Here is an 18,685-nt window from a genome sequence, read left to right as displayed (position 1 = left end):
GAGGGTCATGAGTCAGGACCTGCGAGACCTCGTCCCTTCGGCATGTGCACTGCTGGCGCTCGGTGAACCCACCCACCGGGAACCGGCCTTCGCGCGGATCCGCAACGAGCTGTTCGCCCAACTGGCCGACCGTGGCTTCCGGTCGATCGCCCTCGAAACCGACCGGGTGGCCGCGCTCGCCGTGAACGACTTCGTCCTGGAGGGGGTGGGCACCCTCGACTCGGTGATGGGCGAGGGCTTCTCCCACGGCTTCGGAGAGCTGGACGCCAACCGGCGGCTGGTCGCCTGGATGCGCGAGTACAACCGGAGCCGGCCGCCGGCGGACCGCCTGGCCTTCCACGGCTTCGACGTGCAGACGGAGAGCACCAGCGCACCCAGCCCGCGACGCTACCTCGAACACGCCCGCGACTACCTCGGGCTCGACCTCGACCTCGCCGGCCTGGTCGGCGACGACCAGCGCTGGAGCCGCCCCGAGGCGGTCCTGGACCCGGAGATGTCGCCCGGCGCCTCCGCCGAGGCGGAGAAGCTGCGGACGGTCGCCGACGACCTGCTCACCCTGCTGTACGCGCGGGCCCCGGAACTGGTCGCGGCGACCTCGCGCGCCGAGTGGCTCAGGGCCAGGACGCACCTCACCGCCGGCCTCGGTCTGCTTCGCTACCACCGGCAGTCGGCCGAGCGCCTGGAGCCGGGCGCCCGGCTGTCCGGCCTCCTCGGCACCCGGGACGTGCTCATGGCCCAGAACCTCCTCGACATCCGCGGCGGCGAGGCCCGCCGAGGGGGGACCCTCGTCTTCGCCCACAACCTCCACCTGCAACGGCAGCCGAGCACCATGCGGCTGGCGGACCTGACGCTCACCTGGAGCGGCGTCGGCGCCATCCTGAACTCCCTGGACGAGCCGTACACCTTCGTCCCCGGCAGCCTGGGCCGCAGCGCGGCCGTCGGGCTCCAGGAGCCCGAGCCGGACACCCACGAGGGCGCGCTCCAGCGCGGGGCCGCCACCTGGGGACTGGTCGAGCCCGGTGCGGCCGCCGATGGCCGGACGCGCACCGACACCACGCCGGAGCAGGGCTACTTCCCGCTCGACCGGGTGGTCCTCGACGGGGCCGACGCGGTCCTGCACATCGGCGACGGCACCGCCGCCGCCGCGCTCTGACGGCGGCCTGCGGAGGACGGACCCCCGGCAGCGTCAGGTGCGGGCCCCCGGGCCCGGATAGGACGTCCGCAAGTGGCCCAGGAGCGCGGCCGTGGGCGGCGCGGTGGGGCGGCCGGTCGGCCAGGCCAGCGCGATCCGCACCAGCGGGACGGGGTCGGTGAGCGGCCGGATCCGCAGCCCGGCGGCGGGCGGCGGATCCGGCAGCACGGCCACGCCCAGCCCGTGCGCGGCGAGTTCGGCCAGCTGCGGTGGGGCGGCCGCCTCGACCGCGACCGTGGGGCGTGCCCCGGCCGCGGCCAGGGCCTGCTCCAGTGCCGTCCGCAGGCCGGTGCCGCGCGGGGTGCTCACCAGGGCGTGCCCGGCCAGTGCGGCGACCGGCAGGGGGCCGTCCGGTCCGCCGGCCAGCGGGTGGTGCCCGGTGAAGGCGGCGACCAGCGGGGCTTCCAGCACGGTGTGCAGGGCGAGCCCGGCCAGCGTCCGCCAGCCGTCGTCGTCGTCCCGTCCGCTCGCGGTGGTGGGCAGGCCGATCACGGCGAGGTCCAACCGCCCCTCGCGCAGGGCGCTGAGCATCCGCGCGGTACCGTCCTCGGCCAGCGAGAGGTCGATGCCCGGGTGGTCGCGGCGGAACGCGGCGAGCGTGGTGGCGAGTCCGGGGAGGTCGTCCGCCCCGGCTGGCGGGACAGGACCCAGGGCTGCCCCGGAGACCAGCCCGAGCCGGACGTGCCCGCGCCGCAGTCCGCCGAAGTCCTGCGCCGTCTGCCGCGCCGCCGCGGCGGAGGCGAGCGCCGCCCGCGCGTGTGGGAGCACCGCCTCGCCGACCGGGGTGAGCCGGACGCCGCGCCCGCCGCGGTCCAGCAGCCGGTGGCCCAACTCCTTCTCCAGCTGCCGGATCTGGGCGCTGACCCCGGGCTGGGTGAGGTGCAGCAGCTCGGCGGCGCGGGTGAAGCTGCCCTGCTGGGCCACGGTGACGAAGTACTGGAGCTGCCGGAGTTCCATAACTTCTGATGATAGGTGGAAGAACTCCCCGGTCTTGGACGTCCGGAGGGTCCCGGCCGCAGGCTGGAGGCATGGGAACCGTGCAGCACGACCAGGCCGTCGACTGGGTCCGCGAGCAGATCGCGGCCGAACGCCGGGAACTCGCCGAGGTGTTCACCACCTTCTCCCGGGACCAGTGGAACTCCCCTTCGCTGTGCGCAGGTTGGCGCGTTCGCGAGGTCGCCGCCCACATGAGCACCGGCTTCCGCCACTCCACCGCCCGCAGTCTTGCGGACCTCATGCGGGCCGGCGGCTCCCTCCACCGGATGACCGACCGGGTGGCGCGCCGCGACGCCGCCGCCCTCACCGACCGCCAACTCGCCGCTGCTCTCGCCGACCACGCCGAACACCCCTGGCGCCCCCCGGTCGGCGGCCGGATCGCCGCCCTCGCCCACGACGTCGTGCACGGCCTCGACATCACCACCGCGCTCGGCCTGCCCTCGCGCCTACCGCTGCCTCGGGTCACCGCCCTGCTCGCCACCGTCTCCCGCCGCAGCCTGCGCTTCTTCGGTGCCCGACTCGACGGCGTCCACCTGCGGGCCGCCGACACCGCCTGGGCGTACGGCGAGGGCCCGGCCGTGGTGGAGGGCCGGGCCGAACACCTCCTGCTGCTCACCTACGGGCGCCGGCTGCCGCCCGGCCTCCTCACCGGCCCGGGCGCGGGGCGGTTCACCCTGGACGGGTAGCGGGCGCGTCCGCTCTCGTGTGCCCGGCCGTCGGCGGGAGCGCCGTGCGGGTGCCGGAGCAGATCACCGGGCTGACCCACGGCCCCGGCCACGGCCCCGCCCCGGCCCCGGCCACGGCCCCGGTGGCCGAGGGGCGCCACCGCGCGGTTCGCTCCCCGCGGCGCAGTCGGGCGCAGTCGGGCGCAGTCGGGCACAGTCGGGCGCAGTCGGGCGCGCGCGGGGGCGGGCCGGGGTGGCTAGGATCGGAATCACCCATTCCGGATAGATGGCGAGCCGGGAAGCAAGGTCTCCGATGGCCCCGAGGTCCGCGCAGTGGCCGCCGTACGTGCGGTGCGCGCCGTGGTTGCTGATCGTCGGCGGGCTCGTCTGGAACTCCCTGGATCCGACCGACTACTGGGGTGACCCGCTCCTCGCGGCGGCCGCCGTCCTGACCGGCGCGCTGCTGACGCTGCGGGACACCCTCGCGGTGGGCGCCGCCAATGTGACCGGCATCCTCGTGCTGGCCGTGCGGGACGGCTCGATCGGCACCCAGGACGGCTATCTGGAGCTGGTGAACACGGCCTTCGCCGCACTGCTCGGGGTCTGGGTCAACCAGGTCGTCGCCCGGCACGGGAAGCAGCTGGCGCAGGTGCGGTCGGTGGCCGAGGCCGCCCAGCGGGCGGTGCTGCCCGAGCCGCCCGCGCGGGCGGGCCGGCTGTCGGTCGCCGCCTGCTACCGGGCGGCGCAGACCGAGGCGCTGATCGGCGGCGACGCGTACGCGCTGCAGGCGACCCCGTACGGCGTGCGGGTGCTGATCGCGGACGTGCGGGGCAAGGGGCTGCAGGCGGTCGGCGCGGTGTCGCTGCTGCTCGGCGCGTTCCGCGAGGACGCCCACCGCGCGCCCGACCTCGCGGCGCTGGCCGACGGGCTGGAGCGGGCGCTCGCCCGGGAGAGCACGCTGCTGGCCGAGGAGGTGCGGCTGGAGGGGTTCATCACGGCGCTGCTGGTCGAGTTCCCGCCGGGCGAGGACGTCGTGCGCACGCTCGACTGCGGACACCCGGGGCCGTACCTGCTGGGCGGCCCGGACGCGGTGCGCCGGCTGGACGCCGCCGACCCGGGGCTGCCGCTCGGGATGGGCATGCTGGGCGTGGCCCGGCCGGTGCCGGAGACCCGGCCGTTCCCGCCGGGGTGCACGCTGCTGCTGGTGACCGACGGGGTGACGGAGGCCCGGAACGCGGCCGGGGAGTTCTACGATCCGCTGCTCGCCCTGGGCCCGCTCGGTCCGTTCGACGGCCCGCAGGAGGTCGTCGACGCGCTGGTGGCGGACGTGGAGCGGTGGACGGGCGGGCCGCGGGACGACGACATGGCGGTCCTGGCGGTGACCTACCGGGCGGCGGACTGAGCGGCGGGGCCCGGGCCGGTCCGTTTGCGGCGGTGGGTGCTTCTTTCCACGGCGGCCCGCGGCGCGGCTGATATCACGATCAGGTGACGGGCAGTCAGTGTTTCGCATGATCCGGCCAAGTTGAGTGACAGCGTCCGGTGGCCGGAATGCGAATGCCCGCATAGCGGACGGCGAATTGGACGTGCGGAGCCTGCCGCGCCCCGGGTGGCCGTGTGAGCGGTCCGTCCCTGGTCGGCGGGCTGCGCGGGCGTCCCGGCGGGAGCGTGCTCGGCCGTATGGGAGCCGTAAGGGCAGGTCGCGGGAGTGGCGCGAACCGGCCGACCCGTGGTTCGTCCGGAAACGGACGCGATGCTTGCCGGGTAGCGATTTGGTGACCGAAAGTCGCACTGATGAACGAGACGCCAAGCCCCCGCCGCAACCGCCTGCTCGGCCACCGCGACTTCCGACTCCTGCTCACCGGAGCCGCGACGGCCCAGACGGGCAGTCAGGTGACCCTGGTCGCACTGCCGTTGGTGGCGGTGGTGGTGCTCGATGCCACGCCCTTCGAGGTCGGTCTGCTGACCGCCGCCGAGACCGCCGCGTTCCTGCTGGTCGGCCTGCCGGCCGGCGCCTGGCTGGACCGGATGCGCAAGCTCCCGGTGCTGATCCGCGCCGACGTGGTGCGCTGCCTCGCCGTCGGGTCGATCCCGCCGGCCGCCGCGCTCGGCGTGCTGACCATGGCCCAGCTCTACCTGGTGGCGCTGGTCACCGGGGTGGCGACGGTCTTCTTCGACGTCGCCCACCAGTCCTTCCTGCCGTCCGTCCTGCCGCGCGAGCAACTGGTCGGGGGCAACGGCGCGATCGAGACGGTCCGCTCCTCGGCGCAGATCGTCGGGCCCGGGCTCGGCGGCGGCCTGGTCCAGTTGCTCGGCGCGTCACTCGCCATCGTGGCGGACGCCTGCGGCTACCTGGCCTCCGCGCTGCTGCTCGCCCGGATCCGGGTCGAGGAGCCCCAACCGGAGCCCGCGCCCGGGCGCTCGCTGCGCGCCGAGGTCGCCGAGGGCGTGCGCTTCGTGCTCGGGCACCGGCTGCTGCGGGCGATCGCCGCCGCCACCGCCGTGTCCAACCTGTTCGCCGCCGTGTTGGCGGCCGTGCAGACGGTGTTCTGGGTGCGGGTGCTCGACCTCGCGCCGGGTGCCATCGGCCTGCTGCTGTCGGCCTCCGCCGTCGGCGGCCTGGCCGGGGCGCTGTGCGCGGGGAAGCTGGCGGCGTGGCTCGGCCAGGCCCGGCTGATCTGGCTCGCCACCGTGGTGACGGCGCCGTTCGCGCTGCTCTGGCCGCTGTCGGGCCGGGGCGCGGGCGTGGTGCTGTTCGGGATCGCCTCGGCGGTGGTGCTGTTCGGCGCGGTGGCCTACAACGTCGCCCAGGTGAGCTTCCGGCAGAGCCTGTGCCCGCCGGAGCTGCTCGGCCGGATGAACGCCACCATGCGCTTCCTGGTCTGGGGCACGCTGCCGATCGGTGCGCTGGTCGGCGGCACCGTCGCCGACGCGGCCGGGCCGCGCGCCGCGCTGTGGCTGTGCGCGGCGGGCTTCCTGCTCGTCCCGGTGCCGCTGCTGCTGTCGCCGCTGCGCCGGCTGCGGGACCTCCCGGCCGGCACCGCCGCCATGGCCGGGGAGGAGCCCGCCGCGAGCCCCGCCGCCTGACGAATCCGGCCACCCGACGAGCCACGCTGTCTGACGAACCCCGTCGCCCGACGAGCCCCGCCGCCTGACGAATCCGGCCACCCAACGAGCCCGGCCACCCAACGATCCCGGCCACCCAACGAGCCCTGCCGCCCGACGAGCCCCGTCGCCTGACGTCCGAACAGAACCGAACCGAGACCGGAAACCGGAGACCGTTCCGTGCACGCCAGCATCACCGCCGCCTACCTCGCCCGGTACCGTTCCGCCGCCGCCGACTCCCCGGTGGACCTGCTCCCGCTCACCGGCGCCCAACGGCGCTTCCTGATCACCCGCAGGCTCGCGCCGCAGGGCCGCCCCGACGTCGTCCCGCTGTTCTTCGCCTACCCGCGCGGCACCCTCGACCTGCCCCGGCTGGTCCGCGCCGCCGCCGCGACGGCCGCCCGGCACCCTGCGCTGTGCGGCGGCTTCGGGACCGTGCGCGGCACGCCCGTCCTGCGGGTCGGCGCCCCCTCGGCCGAAGCCGCGCGGATCGCCGTCGCCCCCGACAGCACCGCCCGCTCCGCCCTGCGCGAGGCGCTGCTGGACTGGCCCGCCGACGGGCCCGCGCTGCGCCTGCTGGTGGCCCGGGAGCCGGACGGCGAGGAGGAACTGCTCGCCGTCGCGGTGGACCACGCCGCCTGCGACGAGCAGTCGCTCGGCATCCTGACCACCGACCTCACCGACGCCTACGCCCGGGACGACCGTGCCCAGGAAGCCGTCGCCCCCGACCAGGCCGCCCTGACGGTCTACCGGGAGGCCGTCGAACGGCAACTGGCCGCCGAGGACGCCGCCGCAGGCCCCGTCGCTGACGCCTACTGGGGCCGCCGGCTCGGCGGCGTCACCGGGACGGGCGGGGGAGCGGCCGGGTCCACCGGCATGCTCAGCCACCGCCTGCCCGCCGCCGAAGGGGCCGCCCGCACCGCCTTCTTCCCCGCCCTGCTGGACGCCACCGCGGCCGCCGCGCACCGGCTGCACCCGACCGACGGGCAGCTCGCCCTCGGCTACCCGTGGGGCGGCCGCCCGACCGGTACGCCCGCCGCGCTCGGCTGCTTCCTCAACACCCTGGTGCACCCCGCCGCACCAGGCGCGGACACCGCCCTGGACGACCTCGCCGACGCCTGGTGGGACGACCTCGACCACGCCGACACCCCGTTCGACGAGGTGGTCCGGGCCGCCCGGACGGCGGGCGCCCCGTGGACGGGCGCCCTGGACGGCATGCTCACCCTGGAGGACCTGCACCGCCGCCCGCCGCTGGTGTTCGGCGGCGTGCCCGGCCGGGAGACCCACCTGGCCGGGCGGCCACTCGCCGCGCCGCTCGCGGTCGCCGCCTCGCACGGCGACGACCTGCTGGTGCGCCTCGCCTGGGACCGCGAACGGTTCCCCGAGGACGCCGCCCATGCCGCCTTCGACGACCTGCTCGCCACGTTGCGCCGCCACCTGCGGCCGGCCTGACCCGCTCCGGACGCCAGATTCGGACGCCTGATCCGGACGCCTGATTCGAACGTCGGATCCGGACCCGATCCGACCCGAAGCCGTCCCGGACCTGCACCGGACGTCCGATCCGGACGCCTGACCCGCCCCGGAGCGAAGCCGCCACCGAGCCCCCATACCCGACCGCCGGGTCGCGCCACCATCCCGGCGCGCCCGGAACCAGGGGCCGGGCCATCCATGCCCGCCCCGCCACCGCAGTGCCAACACGCCCACCACACAAGGGAGTCACCGATGTTTGCGCTCTCCTCCTCGCAGGAGATCGTCTGGCTGCACGAGCAGATGCTGCCCGGCAGTCGTGCGTACAACTTCACCGCCGTGCTCGACCTCTGGGGCACCCTCGACGAGGACGCGCTGCACGCCGGACTGGCCGCCGTCCTCGCGCACCACCCGGGCCTGCGCCTGGAGCTGGTCGCCCGCCCGGAGGGCCTGCCCGGCCAGCGGGTCGCCGAGCACTGCGAACCGACGCTGCGCCGCAGCGACTTCGCCGCCGAGGCCGACCCGGAGGCCGCCTTCCGCGAGCTGCTGGCCGCCGAGGCCGAGGAGCCGGTGGACACCGAGAAGGCGCCGGTGCTGCGCTGGCACCTGGTGCGCCTCGGCACGGACCACCACCGGCTGATCCACGTCGAGCACCACCTCGTCCACGACGGCCACTCCTTCGCGATCCTGCTGCGCGACCTGTTCACCGTCTACCGCGCCCACGTCCTCGGCGAGCCCTACCAGCTGCCCGAGGCCCCCTCGTACGAGCAGCACGCCCGCACGGCCGTCGACCCGGACGCCCGCGAGCGCGCGCTCGCCTTCTGGCTGCGGGAGCTGACCGACGCCCCGCGCGAGGTCACCCTGCCCGGGCTGGCCAACCCCGGCGCGGTGCGCCGCCACCGCGGCGGCCAGATGCGCCAGGCGATCGGCGCCGACCTGGCCGAGCGGCTGCGCGCCCGCAGCAAGGAGGACGGGCACACCCCGTTCAGCACCCTGCTCGCGCTCTTCGCCGAACTGCTGCGCCGGCACTCCGGCCACCGCGAACTCGTCGTCGGCACCGCCGTCGGCAACCGCCCGGCGGGCTTCGAGGGCACCGTCGGCATGTTCGTGAACACCGTGCCGCTGCACCTGCGGCTGGACCCGGCCGCCCCCGGCACCGAGGCCGTCGACGAGGTGACCGACGTCCTGCTGCGCGCCCTGCCGTACCAGGACCTGCCGGTCCAGGAGCTGACCCGCCGGCTCGGCCTGCACACCGGCGGCGCCGACAACCCGCTGTTCAACGTGATGTTCAGCGCGCACGACGCGGCGCTGCCGGACGTCCAGGCGCCCGGTCTCGAAGTCTCGCTGTACGAGGGCTTCAACACCGGCACCACCCGCTTCGACCTCGACCTGGTGCTGCTGCCCGACGACCGCCGGGTGGTCGGCGAGAAGCACGGCACCGCCGGGATGACCCTGGTCTGGGACTACGACGCCGACCTCTTCGGCGAGGCCGAGGCCACCCTGCTGGCCGAGCGCCTGCTCCAGCTGCTGCGCTGCTACCTCGACCGGCCCGAGGCCGCGCTCGCCGCGCTCGACCCCGCCCCGGCCGCCGAACCCGCCACCGCCGTCACCCGGGCCGGCCTCGACCCGGCCGCCGCCCACGACCCCACGGCCATCGCGATGATCGCCGGCACCGAGCGCATCAGCTACGGCGAGCTCGACCGCCGCGTCACCCAGCTGGCCGAACGCCTGCGCGCCGCCGGCGTCACCCCCGGCCAGCCGGTCGCCGCCGTGCTGCCGCGCGGCGTGGACAGCGTCGTCGCCCTGCTCGCCTGCCTGCGGTACGGCGCCGTGTACGCGCCGCTGTCCGCCGAGGACCCGGCCGCCCGGCTCGGCCTGCTGCTGGACCGGCTGGCCCCGGCCCTGGTGCTGGCCACCCGGCAGAGCGCGCTCGCCCTGCCCGCCGAGGGCGTCACCCCGGCGCTGCTGGACGGCCCGGCCTTCCCCAAGGCCGAGCCCGCCGCCGTGCTGGACGGCGCCGCCTACCTGATCCACACCTCCGGTTCCACCGGCGTCCCCAAGCCCGTCCTGGTCGGCCGCGACGCGCTCGCCGGGTACGTCGCCGCGATCGCCGCCCGCTACGAACTGACCCCCGCCGACCGGGTGCTGCTGTTCGCCCGCCCGTCCTTCGACGTGGCGCTGGAGGAGGTGCTGCCCGCGCTGGCCGCCGGCGCCGCCCTGGTCGTGCCGCAGCGCGAAGTGCCCACCGGGCCCGAACTCGTCGCCGTGCTCGCCGCCCGCGGCGTCACCGTCGCGAACCTGCCGACCAGCTACCTCCTCGCCGTCCGCGAGGACCTGCACGAGGCGCTGCGCGACGGCCGCTGGGCGCCCCGGCTGCTCGTCCTCGGCGGCGAGCGCCTGCCCGCCCGCGCGCTGGCCGACCTGACCGAGGCCACCACCGTGCTGAACGCCTACGGCGTCACGGAGGCCACCGTCACCTCCACCGTGTACGAGGTCACCGCCGACGACGTGGCCGAGGACGGCGAGATCCCGCTCGGCGCCGAACTGGACGGCGTGCGCCTGCACGTCCTGGACGAGGCGCTGCGCCCGCTCCCGGCCGGCTGCGTCGGCGAACTCGCCGTCAGCGGAGCCCTGTTGGCCGACGGCTACCTCGGCCTGCCGGAGCCGACCGCGGCCCGCTTCGTCACCGTGCCCGCCCTCGGCGGCGAGCGCGTCTACCGCACCGGCGACCGCGGCTACCGCGACCTGCGCGGCCGGCTGCGCTTCCTCGGCCGCGCCGACAACCAGGTCAAGCTGCGCGGCCACCGGATCGAACTGGAGGAGATCGAGGCCGCCGCCTCCGCCGAACTCGGCGGCCGCTCCTGCGCGGTGGTCCTGCACGCCGACCCGCAGGCCGGCCCGCGCCTGGTCGGCTTCCTGGAAGGCGCCGACCGCCCCGACCAGGCCGCCCTGCACGCGGCCCTCGCCCAGCGGCTGCCCGGCGGGCTCGTCCCCGCCACCTGGACGGCCGTCGAGACGATGCCCACCCTGCCCGGCGGCAAGCCCGACCGCGTCGCCCTCGCCCGGCTCGCCGACCAGGCCCCCGCCGAGGAGGCCGCCCCGGCCGCGGAGAGCACCTTCGCCGACCCCGGCCAGGAACTGATCGCCGCCGCCTGGCGCGAGGTGCTCGGCCACGACCGCTTCACCGCCGAGTCCCACTTCTTCGAGGTCGGCGGCCACTCGCTGCTCGCCGCCCAGCTCGCCGCCTGGCTGGAGCCGCACCTCGGCAGCCGCCCGCCGCTGCGCACCCTGTTCCGCCACGCCGTCCTGGCCGACCAGGCCAGCGCTCTCACCGGCCAGCACCCCGGAAAGGCAGACCGCGCATGACCGCCCCCTCCGCCGTCCTCGAAGACGGCCACCGCGAACTCGTCGAGGCCTTCGAGAGTTTCGTCCGCCGCGAGCTCGTCCCGCTGGCCGCCGAACTGCCCGAGACCGCCGACGAGGTGCCGGCCGAACTGCGCGCCTACGTCCGCAAGCGCTCCGCCGCGCTCGGCTTCTACGCCGGTGACTACCCCGAGGAACTCGGCGGCGCCGACATGCCGTTCACCGCCGTCGTCCTGCTGCACCACGCCGCCGGGCGCAGCGGCTGCACGCTCGCGCCGTACGCCCTGGCCGGCTCCGACGGCCCCAGCCCGCTGCTGCGGCACGGCACCCCCGAGCAGATCGAGCGCCACCTCGTGCCGCTGGTGCGCGGCGAGCAGACCCGCTGCCTCGCCCTCACCGAGCCGCACGCCGGCTCCGACGCGTTCCGCCTCACCACCACCGCCGTGCGCACCGCCGACGGCTGGGTGCTGAACGGCCGCAAGACCTTCGTCAGCAACGCCGACCGGGCCGGCCTGGTGCTCGTCGTCACCGCCACCGACCTCGGCGAGGGCGCCGGGCCCACCGCCGGCGCCACCGCCTTCGTCCTCCCGATCGACCAGCCGGGCCTGCGGATCGGCCAGCGCTACGAGGGCATGTCCGGCGAGCCGCTGTTCGAGCTGCTGCTCGACGAGGTCACCGTCTCCGACGATGCCGTGATCGGCGGCGAGGAGGGCGTCGGCGCGGCCACCGCCCTCGCCATGGACAGCCTCTCCCGGGGGCGCCTGGTCGTCGCCGCGATGTGCAACGGCATCGCCGAGTACGCGCTGCGCATCGGCGTCGAGTACGCCCGCGAGCGGCGCGCCTTCGGCAAGGTGATCGGCGAGTACCAGCACGTCCAGGAGCACCTGGTGGCCACCCGGGCCGAGGTGGAGTCCTCCAAGCTGCTCACCCTCGCCTGCGCCCGGCTGGTCGACGACGGCACCGAGGCGCCGGAGAACGCGGCGCTCGCCAAGCTCACCGCCTCCGAGACCGCCGTGCGCGCGGTGGACCGCTCGCTCCAGGTGCACGGCGCCACCGGCTGGGTGCGCGGCCACCCGCTGGAGTTCCTGTACCGCTACGTGCGGATGACCACGATCATCGAGGGGACCTCCGAGGTCCAGAAGGTGATCATCGCCCGCTCCATGGGCCTGAACTGACGGTCCGTCAACGGCCTGTCAACGGCCTGAACCACCTGGAGACGATGATGGAAACCCTAAGCATCGAATACGGTCGCCCGCACCAGGACGGCGCGGTCCTCGACCTGTTCGCCACCTGGGTGCACCGGACCCCGGACGCGCCCGCCCTGATCGACGGCGCCCGCACCTACAGCTACGCCCAACTCGACCGCCTCGCCGACACGGTGGCCGCGGCGCTGCGCGACCGGGTCCGCCCCGGCGACCTGGTCGGCGTCTGCCTCGGCCACTCCGCCGCCCTGGCCGCCGTCACCCTCGCCACCGCCAAGCTCGGGGCCGTCCACCTGCCGCTCGGCCCGCGCCCCGGCGAGCGCCGGCTCCAGGCCGTCGCCGAGCAGCTGCGGCCCGCCTGCCTGGTCGGCGACCCGGCCGGGCTGCCTTTCGGCGGCGAGCAGCTGGCGCTCGACCTGGACCCGACCGCCGACGTGGTCGCCGCGTTCGTCCCCGGCGAGCAGGTCCGGGTGCCCGCCGGCACCCACTACGCGGTGCTCACCTCCGGCTCGACCGGCACCCCCAAGGCCGTCGCCGTCGGCGAACCCGCCCTCGGCGCGCTGCTCCAGTGGTACCGCGAGCTGACCGGCCTCGGTCCCGGCGAGCGGCACAGCCTGCTGATCGGCGTGTCCTTCGACCCGCACGTCATGGAACTGTGGGCCACCCTCACCTCCGGCGCCGCGCTCGCCATCGCCCCCGAGGCCGTCCGCTGGGACCCGGGCGCGCTCACCGACTGGTGGCGCGAGGCCGGCGTCACCGTCAGCATCCTGCCCACCCCGCTCGCCGAACCGATCCTGGCGCGCCCCTGGCCGGCCGGGCTGGGGCTGCGCCACCTCACCATCGGCGGCGACCGGCTGCGCCGCGCCCCCGGCCCGGACGTCACCGCGGCCGTCCACAACGCCTACGGTCCCGCCGAGGCCACCGTCACCACCACCGTGCACACCATGGCGCCCGGCCTCGACCACGGCGCCGGCGCACCGCCGATCGGGCTGCCCGTCCCGGGCGCGGTCGTCCTGGTCACCGACGAGGACGGCCGGCCGGTGCCGCGCGGCCAGGCCGGCGAACTGCGCATCGGTGGCCGGGGACTGGCCGCCGGCTACCTCGACCCCGAGCTGACCGCCCGCCGCTTCGTCGGCGTGCCGCCCGGCGTGGACGGCATCGACCGGGTCTACCGCAGCGGCGACCGGGTCGTGATGCGCGCCGACGGCGTGCTGGAGTTCCACGGCCGGCTCGACGACCAGGTCAAGGTCAGCGGCGTCCGGGTCGAACCCGCCGAGGTCGAGGCCGCGTTCGAGCGCGACCCGCGGGTGCGCCGGGCCGTGGTGGCCGCCGCCCCGGCGCCGACCGGCGGCGTCCGGCTGCTCGCCTTCGTCCAGACCGTCGCGGGGCCCTCGGCGGGTGGCGCCGACGACCTGCTGGCGGCGGTCCGGCCGTGGCTGCCCGAGCAGGCCGTCCCGTCGGCCGTCCGGCTGGTCGACACCTTCCCGCTGGACGCCAACGGCAAGGTCGACCGCGCCGCCCTGCTCCTCGCCCCGACGGCGGACGAGCCGGTCGCGGCGGAGGAGGGCGCCACGCCCACCGAGCGCACCGTGCTGCGCCTGTGCCGCGACCTGCTCGGCCGCGCCGACATCGGGCCCGCCGACAACTTCCTCGCCGCGGGCGGCAACTCGCTCGCCGCCGCACGGCTGCTGGAGGCCCTGGAGGAGGAGTGCGGGGTGCGGCTGCGCGCGCCCCTGGTGCTGCGCCAGCCCGACCTGCGGGCCGTCGCCCGGCTGGTGGCGGAGCGGCAGCCGACCGCCGCCGCCGCCGTCTGACCGCCCGCCCGCCCGTACGACCTGCGCAGGGCGCCCCGGCCGTTCGTGGCCGGGGCGCCCGGAAGGGAACCACCATGCCCACCGCGACCCTCCCGGACCTGATCGCCCGGCACGCCCAGGAGCGCCCCGACGCCCTCGCCGTGACCGACGGCTCCACCGTCCTGACGTACCGTCAACTCCTCGACGCCTCGGCCCGACTGGCCGCCATCCTGACCGATCGGGGGATCGGCCCCGGCAGCGCCGTCGGCCTGCTCTGCGTCCGCTCCACCCGCCTGGTCGTCGCCCAGCTCGCGATCTGGCGGACCGGCGCCCACGTCGTCCCGCTCGACCCGGCCTACCCGCGCCAGCGCATCGTCGAGATGACCGGGGACGCCGGAGTCCGGCTCGTCCTCGGCGACAAGACGCTGCTCGCCGACGCCGGACTCGCCGAGGAGCAGATCCTCGCGCTGACCTCGACCCTCGTCCTGGCCGAGCCCCTTGCCCCGGGCGAGCACGGCGCCCACGCCGCCGAACCGGCCGCGCCCGCCCTGCTCTTCTACACCTCGGGCTCCACCGGCCGGCCCAAGGGCGTCATCGTCCCGCACAGCGCCGTCGCGGACCTGGTCACCGCCCCCGACGCGTTCACGCTCGGCCCCCGCGACCGAGTGCTCTTCCACTCCACGGTCAGCTTCGACGCCTCCACCTTCGAGCTGTGGGGCCCGCTGGCCCGCGGCGCCGCCGTCGCCGTCTCGCCGTCCGACCGGCCCACCGCCGAGGAGCTCGTCCGCGACGTCGAGCGGTTCGGCGTCACCACCGTGTTCATCACCACCGCCCTCTTCCACCACCTGGCCGCCCGGCAGTCCCGGATCTTCGGCGTGCTGCGCACCCTGGCCGTCGGCGGCGAGGCCCTGTCGCCCGAGTACGCCGGGGCGGTGCTGCGCGCCTTCCCCTGGCTCGAACTCTTCAACGTCTACGGGCCGACCGAGGCCACCACCTTCACCACCCTGCACCGGATCACCCCGGCCGACTGCACCACCGGCCCGGTCCCGATCGGCCGGCCCTTCGGCGGCGCCCGCACCCTCGTCCTCGACCAGGAGCTCATGCCGGTGCCGCCCGGCACCGTCGGCGAACTGTGGATCTCCGGCGGCCGGCTCGCCCAGGGCTACCTGAACCGGCCGGAGCTGACCACCGAGCGCTTCCGCGACCTGCCCGGCGCCGGGCGCGCCTACCGCAGCGGCGACCTCGTCCGCCAACGCCCCGACGGCGCACTGGAGTTCCACGGCCGCACCGACGACCAGGTGAAGGTCCGCGGCTTCCGGATCGAACCCGGCGAGGTCGAGCACGCGCTGCTGCAGTTCCCCGAGGTCGCGGAGGCGGCCGTCGTGGTCCGCCGGCCCGGCCACACCGACGCCGCGCTGACCGCCTGCCTGGTCCTCGCCGACGGCAGCCGACCGGCCGTCGAGACCCTCCGCACCCGGCTCGCCGACCGGCTGCCCGCCCACCTGGTGCCCACCGCCTGGACCGTACTCGACGCCCTGCCGCTGACCGGCACCGGCAAGATCGACCGCCGCGCCCTCGCCGCCACCAGCGACCCGGCCGCCGACGGGCCCGGCACCGCCGCCGCCCTCACCCCGATCCAGCAAGCCGTCGCCGGGGCCTGGACCCGCGCCCTGGAACGCCCGATCACCGACCCGGCCGCCGACTTCCTCGCCGAGGGCGGCCACTCGCTGCTCGCCATGTGGGTCGTCGACGACCTCCGCGAGGACCTCGGCGTCGAACTCTCGCTCGCCGACTTCCTCGGCCACCCCACCGTCGCCGGCCAGGCCGACCTGCTCGAACGAGCCCTGCGCGCCGCACACGACGACACCCCGCAAGGAGCCACCCGATGACCGCCGAGCACCCGGCCGTCGACCAGACCGCCGACCAGGCCGACCTGCTGCGCCGCGCCCGCCGCAACCGCCCCGCCGCGGGCGGGCGCCCGGCGGGCCCGCAGAGCGCGCCAGCCGGCCAGGGCGACGGCCCGGTCGGCCCCGCCCCGCTCTCGCACGCCCAGCAGCGGATGTGGCTGATGGACCACCTCGGCCAGGGCGGCGCGCTCTACAACGTCCCGCTCGCCACCCGCCTGCGCGGACCGCTCGACCCCGCCGCCCTCGCCACCGCCCTCACCGGCCTCACCGAGCGCCACGCCGTCCTGCGCACCCGCTACGGCCGCCAGGGCGACCAGCCCCACCAGCAGATCGACCCGGTCACCCCGGTGTCGCTGCGCACGGTGGACGCCACCTGGGAGAACGGCGCCGGGAACAACGCCCCCGCCCTGCTCGCCGCCGAGGCCGCCCGCCCCTTCGACCTCGCCACCGGTCCGGTCCTGCGCGCCCTGCTGCTCCGGCACGGCCCGCAGGACCACACCCTGCTCCTGAACATCCACCACATCGCCGTCGACGGCGGCTCCCTGCCCGTCCTCGCCGCCGACCTGGCCGCCCTCTACGCCGCCGCCCGTGACGGCGTGGCGCCCCAACTCCCGCCGCCCGGACCGTCGTACGCCGAGTACGCCCGCCAGGAGCGCGCCCGCGACGCCGAACTCACCAGCGCCGCCGACACCCGCGCCCGGCACCTGGCCGGCGCCCGCCCGCTGCCGCTGCTGCGGCCCACCCCGCCCGGGGCGCGCGAGCGCCGGGCCGCCCTGAACACCGCCCCGCTCGCCCCCGCCACCGTGGAGGGCCTGCGCCGACTCGGCGCCCGGCACGGCGCCACCCTGTTCGCCGTCGTCCTGGCCGCCGCCTTCGCCACCCTGCGCACCGCCGCCGACCAGGCCGACCTCACCCTCGGCTGCGCCAGCGGCCAGCGCCTGCGGCCCGAACTGCGCCGCACCGTCGGCCTCGGCGTCAACACCCTCGCGGTGCGCGCCGACCTGGCCGGCGACCCGTCCTTCACCGAGGTGCTCGGACACGTCCGGGCCGCGCTGCTCGACGCGCAGCAGCACCACGAGATCCCCTTCGACCTGATCGTCGAACAGCTCGGCGCGGCGGCCCGCGGCGCCGACGGCACCCCGCTGCTGTCCGTCAGCTGCGACCTCGTCCACCCCGCCGAGCCGCTCACGCTGCCCGGCCTCACCGCCGAGAACGTCGAACTCGACCTGGGACTGGCCAAGTTCGGCCTCGCCCTGCTGGTCGAGGACGGCCCGCAGCCGCGCTGCCTGGTCCAGCACGACCGGGACGCCCTCGACGAGACCACCGCCGAGCAACTGCTCACCGCCTTCGCGGACCTGCTCGCCGCCGTCGCCACCGACCCTGACCGGCCCCTCTCCGCACTCCCCGGCACCCACCTGGCCACCGCCCGGCACCCGGCCCTCGCCGCGCTGTCGGCCGACCCCCGGGTGGTCGAGGCGGCCGTCGTCGAGACCGCTGACGGCCCGCCGCTCGCCTACGCCGTGGTGCGCGGCCCGGTCGCCCCGACCGGCGTCGAACTGCGCGCAGCACTGCGCCGCCACCTCGCCCCCGCCCACCTGCCCGCCGCCGTCACCCTGCTGGACCGGCTGCCCCGCCACGCCGACGGCACCCCGGACCGCGGCCGGCTGCCCGGCGCCACCCCGACCGCCCCCGAGCGGTCCGGCCCGCTCGACACCGTCCGGACGGTGTTCGGCGAGCTGCTCGGCACCACTCCGCCCGCCGACGGCGACTTCTTCGCCCTCGGCGGCCACTCCCTGGTCGCCGTCCAACTCGCCGAACGCCTGCGCACCAGTACCGGCCTGCCGCTCACCGGCCTGGACGTGCTGGAACAGCGCACCCCGCGCGCCCTCGCCGCCCTGCTCGCCACCCGCGAGGACGAGCGCCGCGCGGCCCCCGCCCGCACCGGCTCCCGCCCGAGCAGCCGCACCCGCGCGGGCACCGTGCTGCTCACCGGTGCCACCGGCGGTGTCGGCGCGGCCGTCCTGCAGGAACTGATGGCGCAGGGCCGCCCGGTCCGGGCCCTGGTCCGGCCCGAGTCCGCCCACCTGCCCGCCCTGCACGGCGCCGAGCTGGCCGAGGGCGACCTCGCCGACCTCGACAGCCTGCGCCGCGCGGTCGAGGGTGTCGACGCCGTCATCCACGCCGCCTGCACCTTCACCGAGCACGCCGTCGACCTCGCCGCGATGCGCGCCCTGGTCGAGGGCTGGCGCGGCGGCCCGTTCGTCTTCGTCAGCAGCATCGACGCCTACGGCCGCCCGTCCGGCACCGACATCCCCGAAGGCGGCCCGACCGGCGCACCGGTCAGCCCCTACGGACAGTCCAAGCTGGACTGCGAGCGCATCCTGTTCGACGCCGCCGCCACCGGCCGGGGCCCGGCCACCGTGGTCCGCGCCCCGATCGTCTGGGGCCCGCACCAGCGCCTGCGCGACCAGCTCCGCTGGGGCTCCACCGGCGCCCTCTACCAGGCCGCCCTGGCGGGCGACCCGATCGCCCTGCCCGCCCCTGCCCCGGGCGACCGCCCCACCTGGTACGGCGCCGCCTGGGTGCACTCCGCCGCTCTGGCCCGCGCGCTCGCCGCCTGCGTCGCCGACGGCAACCCGGCGGCCGGCCGGATCGTCAACGCCGTCAACGGGCACGTTTCCTGGGCGGACTTCACCGGCGAGCTCGTACGCCTGCTCGACTCCGGCAGCCCGCTGGACCTGCGCCCCGACGCCGATCCCGAACTCCGCCGCCCCTGGCACTACCGCGCCGAGACCCTCGCCGCCCCGCTGAACCCCGAGCCGGGCGAGGACTGGCGCACCGTCCTGGCGGCGATGGTCGGCTGACCTGCACCGCTCCGCGTCGTGGGGGGCGGCCCCCGGCCCGCCCCCCCCGCCCGCGGGGGGGCGCCCCGGCGAAATGATGACGCGGCCCCGCACACGGCCCGGGGGCGCACCCGACCACCCCTGGCCCGGCCGGG

General features: G+C 76.5%; 11 protein-coding genes. 10 read left to right on the top strand and 1 reads right to left on the bottom strand.

Features of this window, described 5'->3' with window-relative positions:
- The first annotated feature begins 7 nt into the window (after window positions 1-7).
- A complete protein-coding gene (locus tag ACIPLC_RS27035; RefSeq protein WP_400475611.1) occupies window positions 8-1,153 on the top strand; it encodes an erythromycin esterase family protein in 1,146 nt (381 codons plus the stop codon).
- Between the two features lie 33 nt (window positions 1,154-1,186).
- On the opposite strand, the gene ACIPLC_RS27030 is transcribed toward ACIPLC_RS27035, so the two are convergent.
- The gene (locus ACIPLC_RS27030) at window positions 1,187-2,149 is read right to left on the bottom strand and encodes a LysR family transcriptional regulator (protein WP_400475610.1); all 963 of its coding nucleotides are present in this window, start codon (window positions 2,147-2,149) and stop codon (window positions 1,187-1,189) included.
- A gap of 71 nt (window positions 2,150-2,220) precedes the next feature.
- Here ACIPLC_RS27030 and ACIPLC_RS27025 point away from each other — a divergent pair, with 71 nt between their 5' ends.
- From ACIPLC_RS27025 to ACIPLC_RS26985, 9 genes are all read left to right on the top strand, one after another.
- Window positions 2,221-2,874 (top strand): maleylpyruvate isomerase family mycothiol-dependent enzyme, encoded by a 654-nt coding sequence (locus tag ACIPLC_RS27025; protein WP_400475609.1) that lies wholly within the window; start codon window positions 2,221-2,223, stop codon window positions 2,872-2,874.
- 292 nt (window positions 2,875-3,166) lie between these two features.
- Window positions 3,167-4,255 carry a PP2C family protein-serine/threonine phosphatase gene (locus tag ACIPLC_RS27020; protein WP_400475608.1) on the top strand — a complete coding sequence of 363 codons (1,089 nt, stop codon included), beginning with the start codon at window positions 3,167-3,169 and terminating at the stop codon, window positions 4,253-4,255.
- Between the two features lie 389 nt (window positions 4,256-4,644).
- Entirely contained in the window at window positions 4,645-5,937 is a 1,293-nt protein-coding gene (locus tag ACIPLC_RS27015) for an MFS transporter (RefSeq protein WP_400475607.1), read from the top strand.
- Between the two features lie 198 nt (window positions 5,938-6,135).
- A complete protein-coding gene (locus ACIPLC_RS27010; RefSeq protein ID WP_400475606.1) occupies window positions 6,136-7,407 on the top strand; it encodes a non-ribosomal peptide synthetase in 1,272 nt (423 codons plus the stop codon).
- 270 nt (window positions 7,408-7,677) lie between these two features.
- The gene (locus ACIPLC_RS27005) at window positions 7,678-10,788 is read left to right on the top strand and encodes an amino acid adenylation domain-containing protein (protein ID WP_400475605.1); all 3,111 of its coding nucleotides are present in this window, start codon (window positions 7,678-7,680) and stop codon (window positions 10,786-10,788) included.
- The gene (locus ACIPLC_RS27000) at window positions 10,785-11,960 is read left to right on the top strand and encodes an acyl-CoA dehydrogenase family protein (RefSeq protein WP_400475604.1); all 1,176 of its coding nucleotides are present in this window, start codon (window positions 10,785-10,787) and stop codon (window positions 11,958-11,960) included. The genes ACIPLC_RS27005 and ACIPLC_RS27000 overlap by 4 nt, the downstream gene beginning before the upstream one ends.
- Before the next feature lie 44 nt (window positions 11,961-12,004).
- Entirely contained in the window at window positions 12,005-13,801 is a 1,797-nt protein-coding gene (locus ACIPLC_RS26995; RefSeq protein ID WP_400475603.1) for an AMP-binding protein, read from the top strand.
- 74 nt (window positions 13,802-13,875) lie between these two features.
- Window positions 13,876-15,669, top strand: coding sequence for an amino acid adenylation domain-containing protein (locus tag ACIPLC_RS26990; RefSeq protein ID WP_400475602.1), 1,794 nt, complete (start codon window positions 13,876-13,878; stop codon window positions 15,667-15,669).
- Window positions 15,666-18,551, top strand: a complete 2,886-nt coding sequence (locus ACIPLC_RS26985) for a condensation domain-containing protein (RefSeq protein WP_400475601.1) — start codon at window positions 15,666-15,668, stop codon at window positions 18,549-18,551. Before ACIPLC_RS26990 ends, ACIPLC_RS26985 begins: the two co-directional genes overlap by 4 nt.
- Window positions 18,552-18,685: the final 134 nt, after the last annotated feature.

Origin of the sequence: Kitasatospora sp. NPDC086801 (assembly GCF_044745805.1) — a bacterium.
Classification (GTDB): domain Bacteria; phylum Actinomycetota; class Actinomycetes; order Streptomycetales; family Streptomycetaceae; genus Kitasatospora.
This window is presented reverse-complemented; position numbering and strand designations above follow the sequence as displayed.

Coding starts and splice junctions, on each gene's coding strand:
- ACIPLC_RS27035 (WP_400475611.1), top strand. CDS start 8: ATGAGTCAGGACCTGCGAGACCTCGTCCCTTCGGCATGTGCACTGCTG.
- ACIPLC_RS27030 (WP_400475610.1), bottom strand. CDS start 2,149: ATGGAACTCCGGCAGCTCCAGTACTTCGTCACCGTGGCCCAGCAGGGC.
- ACIPLC_RS27025 (WP_400475609.1), top strand. CDS start 2,221: ATGGGAACCGTGCAGCACGACCAGGCCGTCGACTGGGTCCGCGAGCAG.
- ACIPLC_RS27020 (WP_400475608.1), top strand. CDS start 3,167: ATGGCCCCGAGGTCCGCGCAGTGGCCGCCGTACGTGCGGTGCGCGCCG.
- ACIPLC_RS27015 (WP_400475607.1), top strand. CDS start 4,645: ATGAACGAGACGCCAAGCCCCCGCCGCAACCGCCTGCTCGGCCACCGC.
- ACIPLC_RS27005 (WP_400475605.1), top strand. CDS start 7,678: ATGTTTGCGCTCTCCTCCTCGCAGGAGATCGTCTGGCTGCACGAGCAG.
- ACIPLC_RS27000 (WP_400475604.1), top strand. CDS start 10,785: ATGACCGCCCCCTCCGCCGTCCTCGAAGACGGCCACCGCGAACTCGTC.
- ACIPLC_RS26995 (WP_400475603.1), top strand. CDS start 12,005: ATGATGGAAACCCTAAGCATCGAATACGGTCGCCCGCACCAGGACGGC.
- ACIPLC_RS26990 (WP_400475602.1), top strand. CDS start 13,876: ATGCCCACCGCGACCCTCCCGGACCTGATCGCCCGGCACGCCCAGGAG.
- ACIPLC_RS26985 (WP_400475601.1), top strand. CDS start 15,666: ATGACCGCCGAGCACCCGGCCGTCGACCAGACCGCCGACCAGGCCGAC.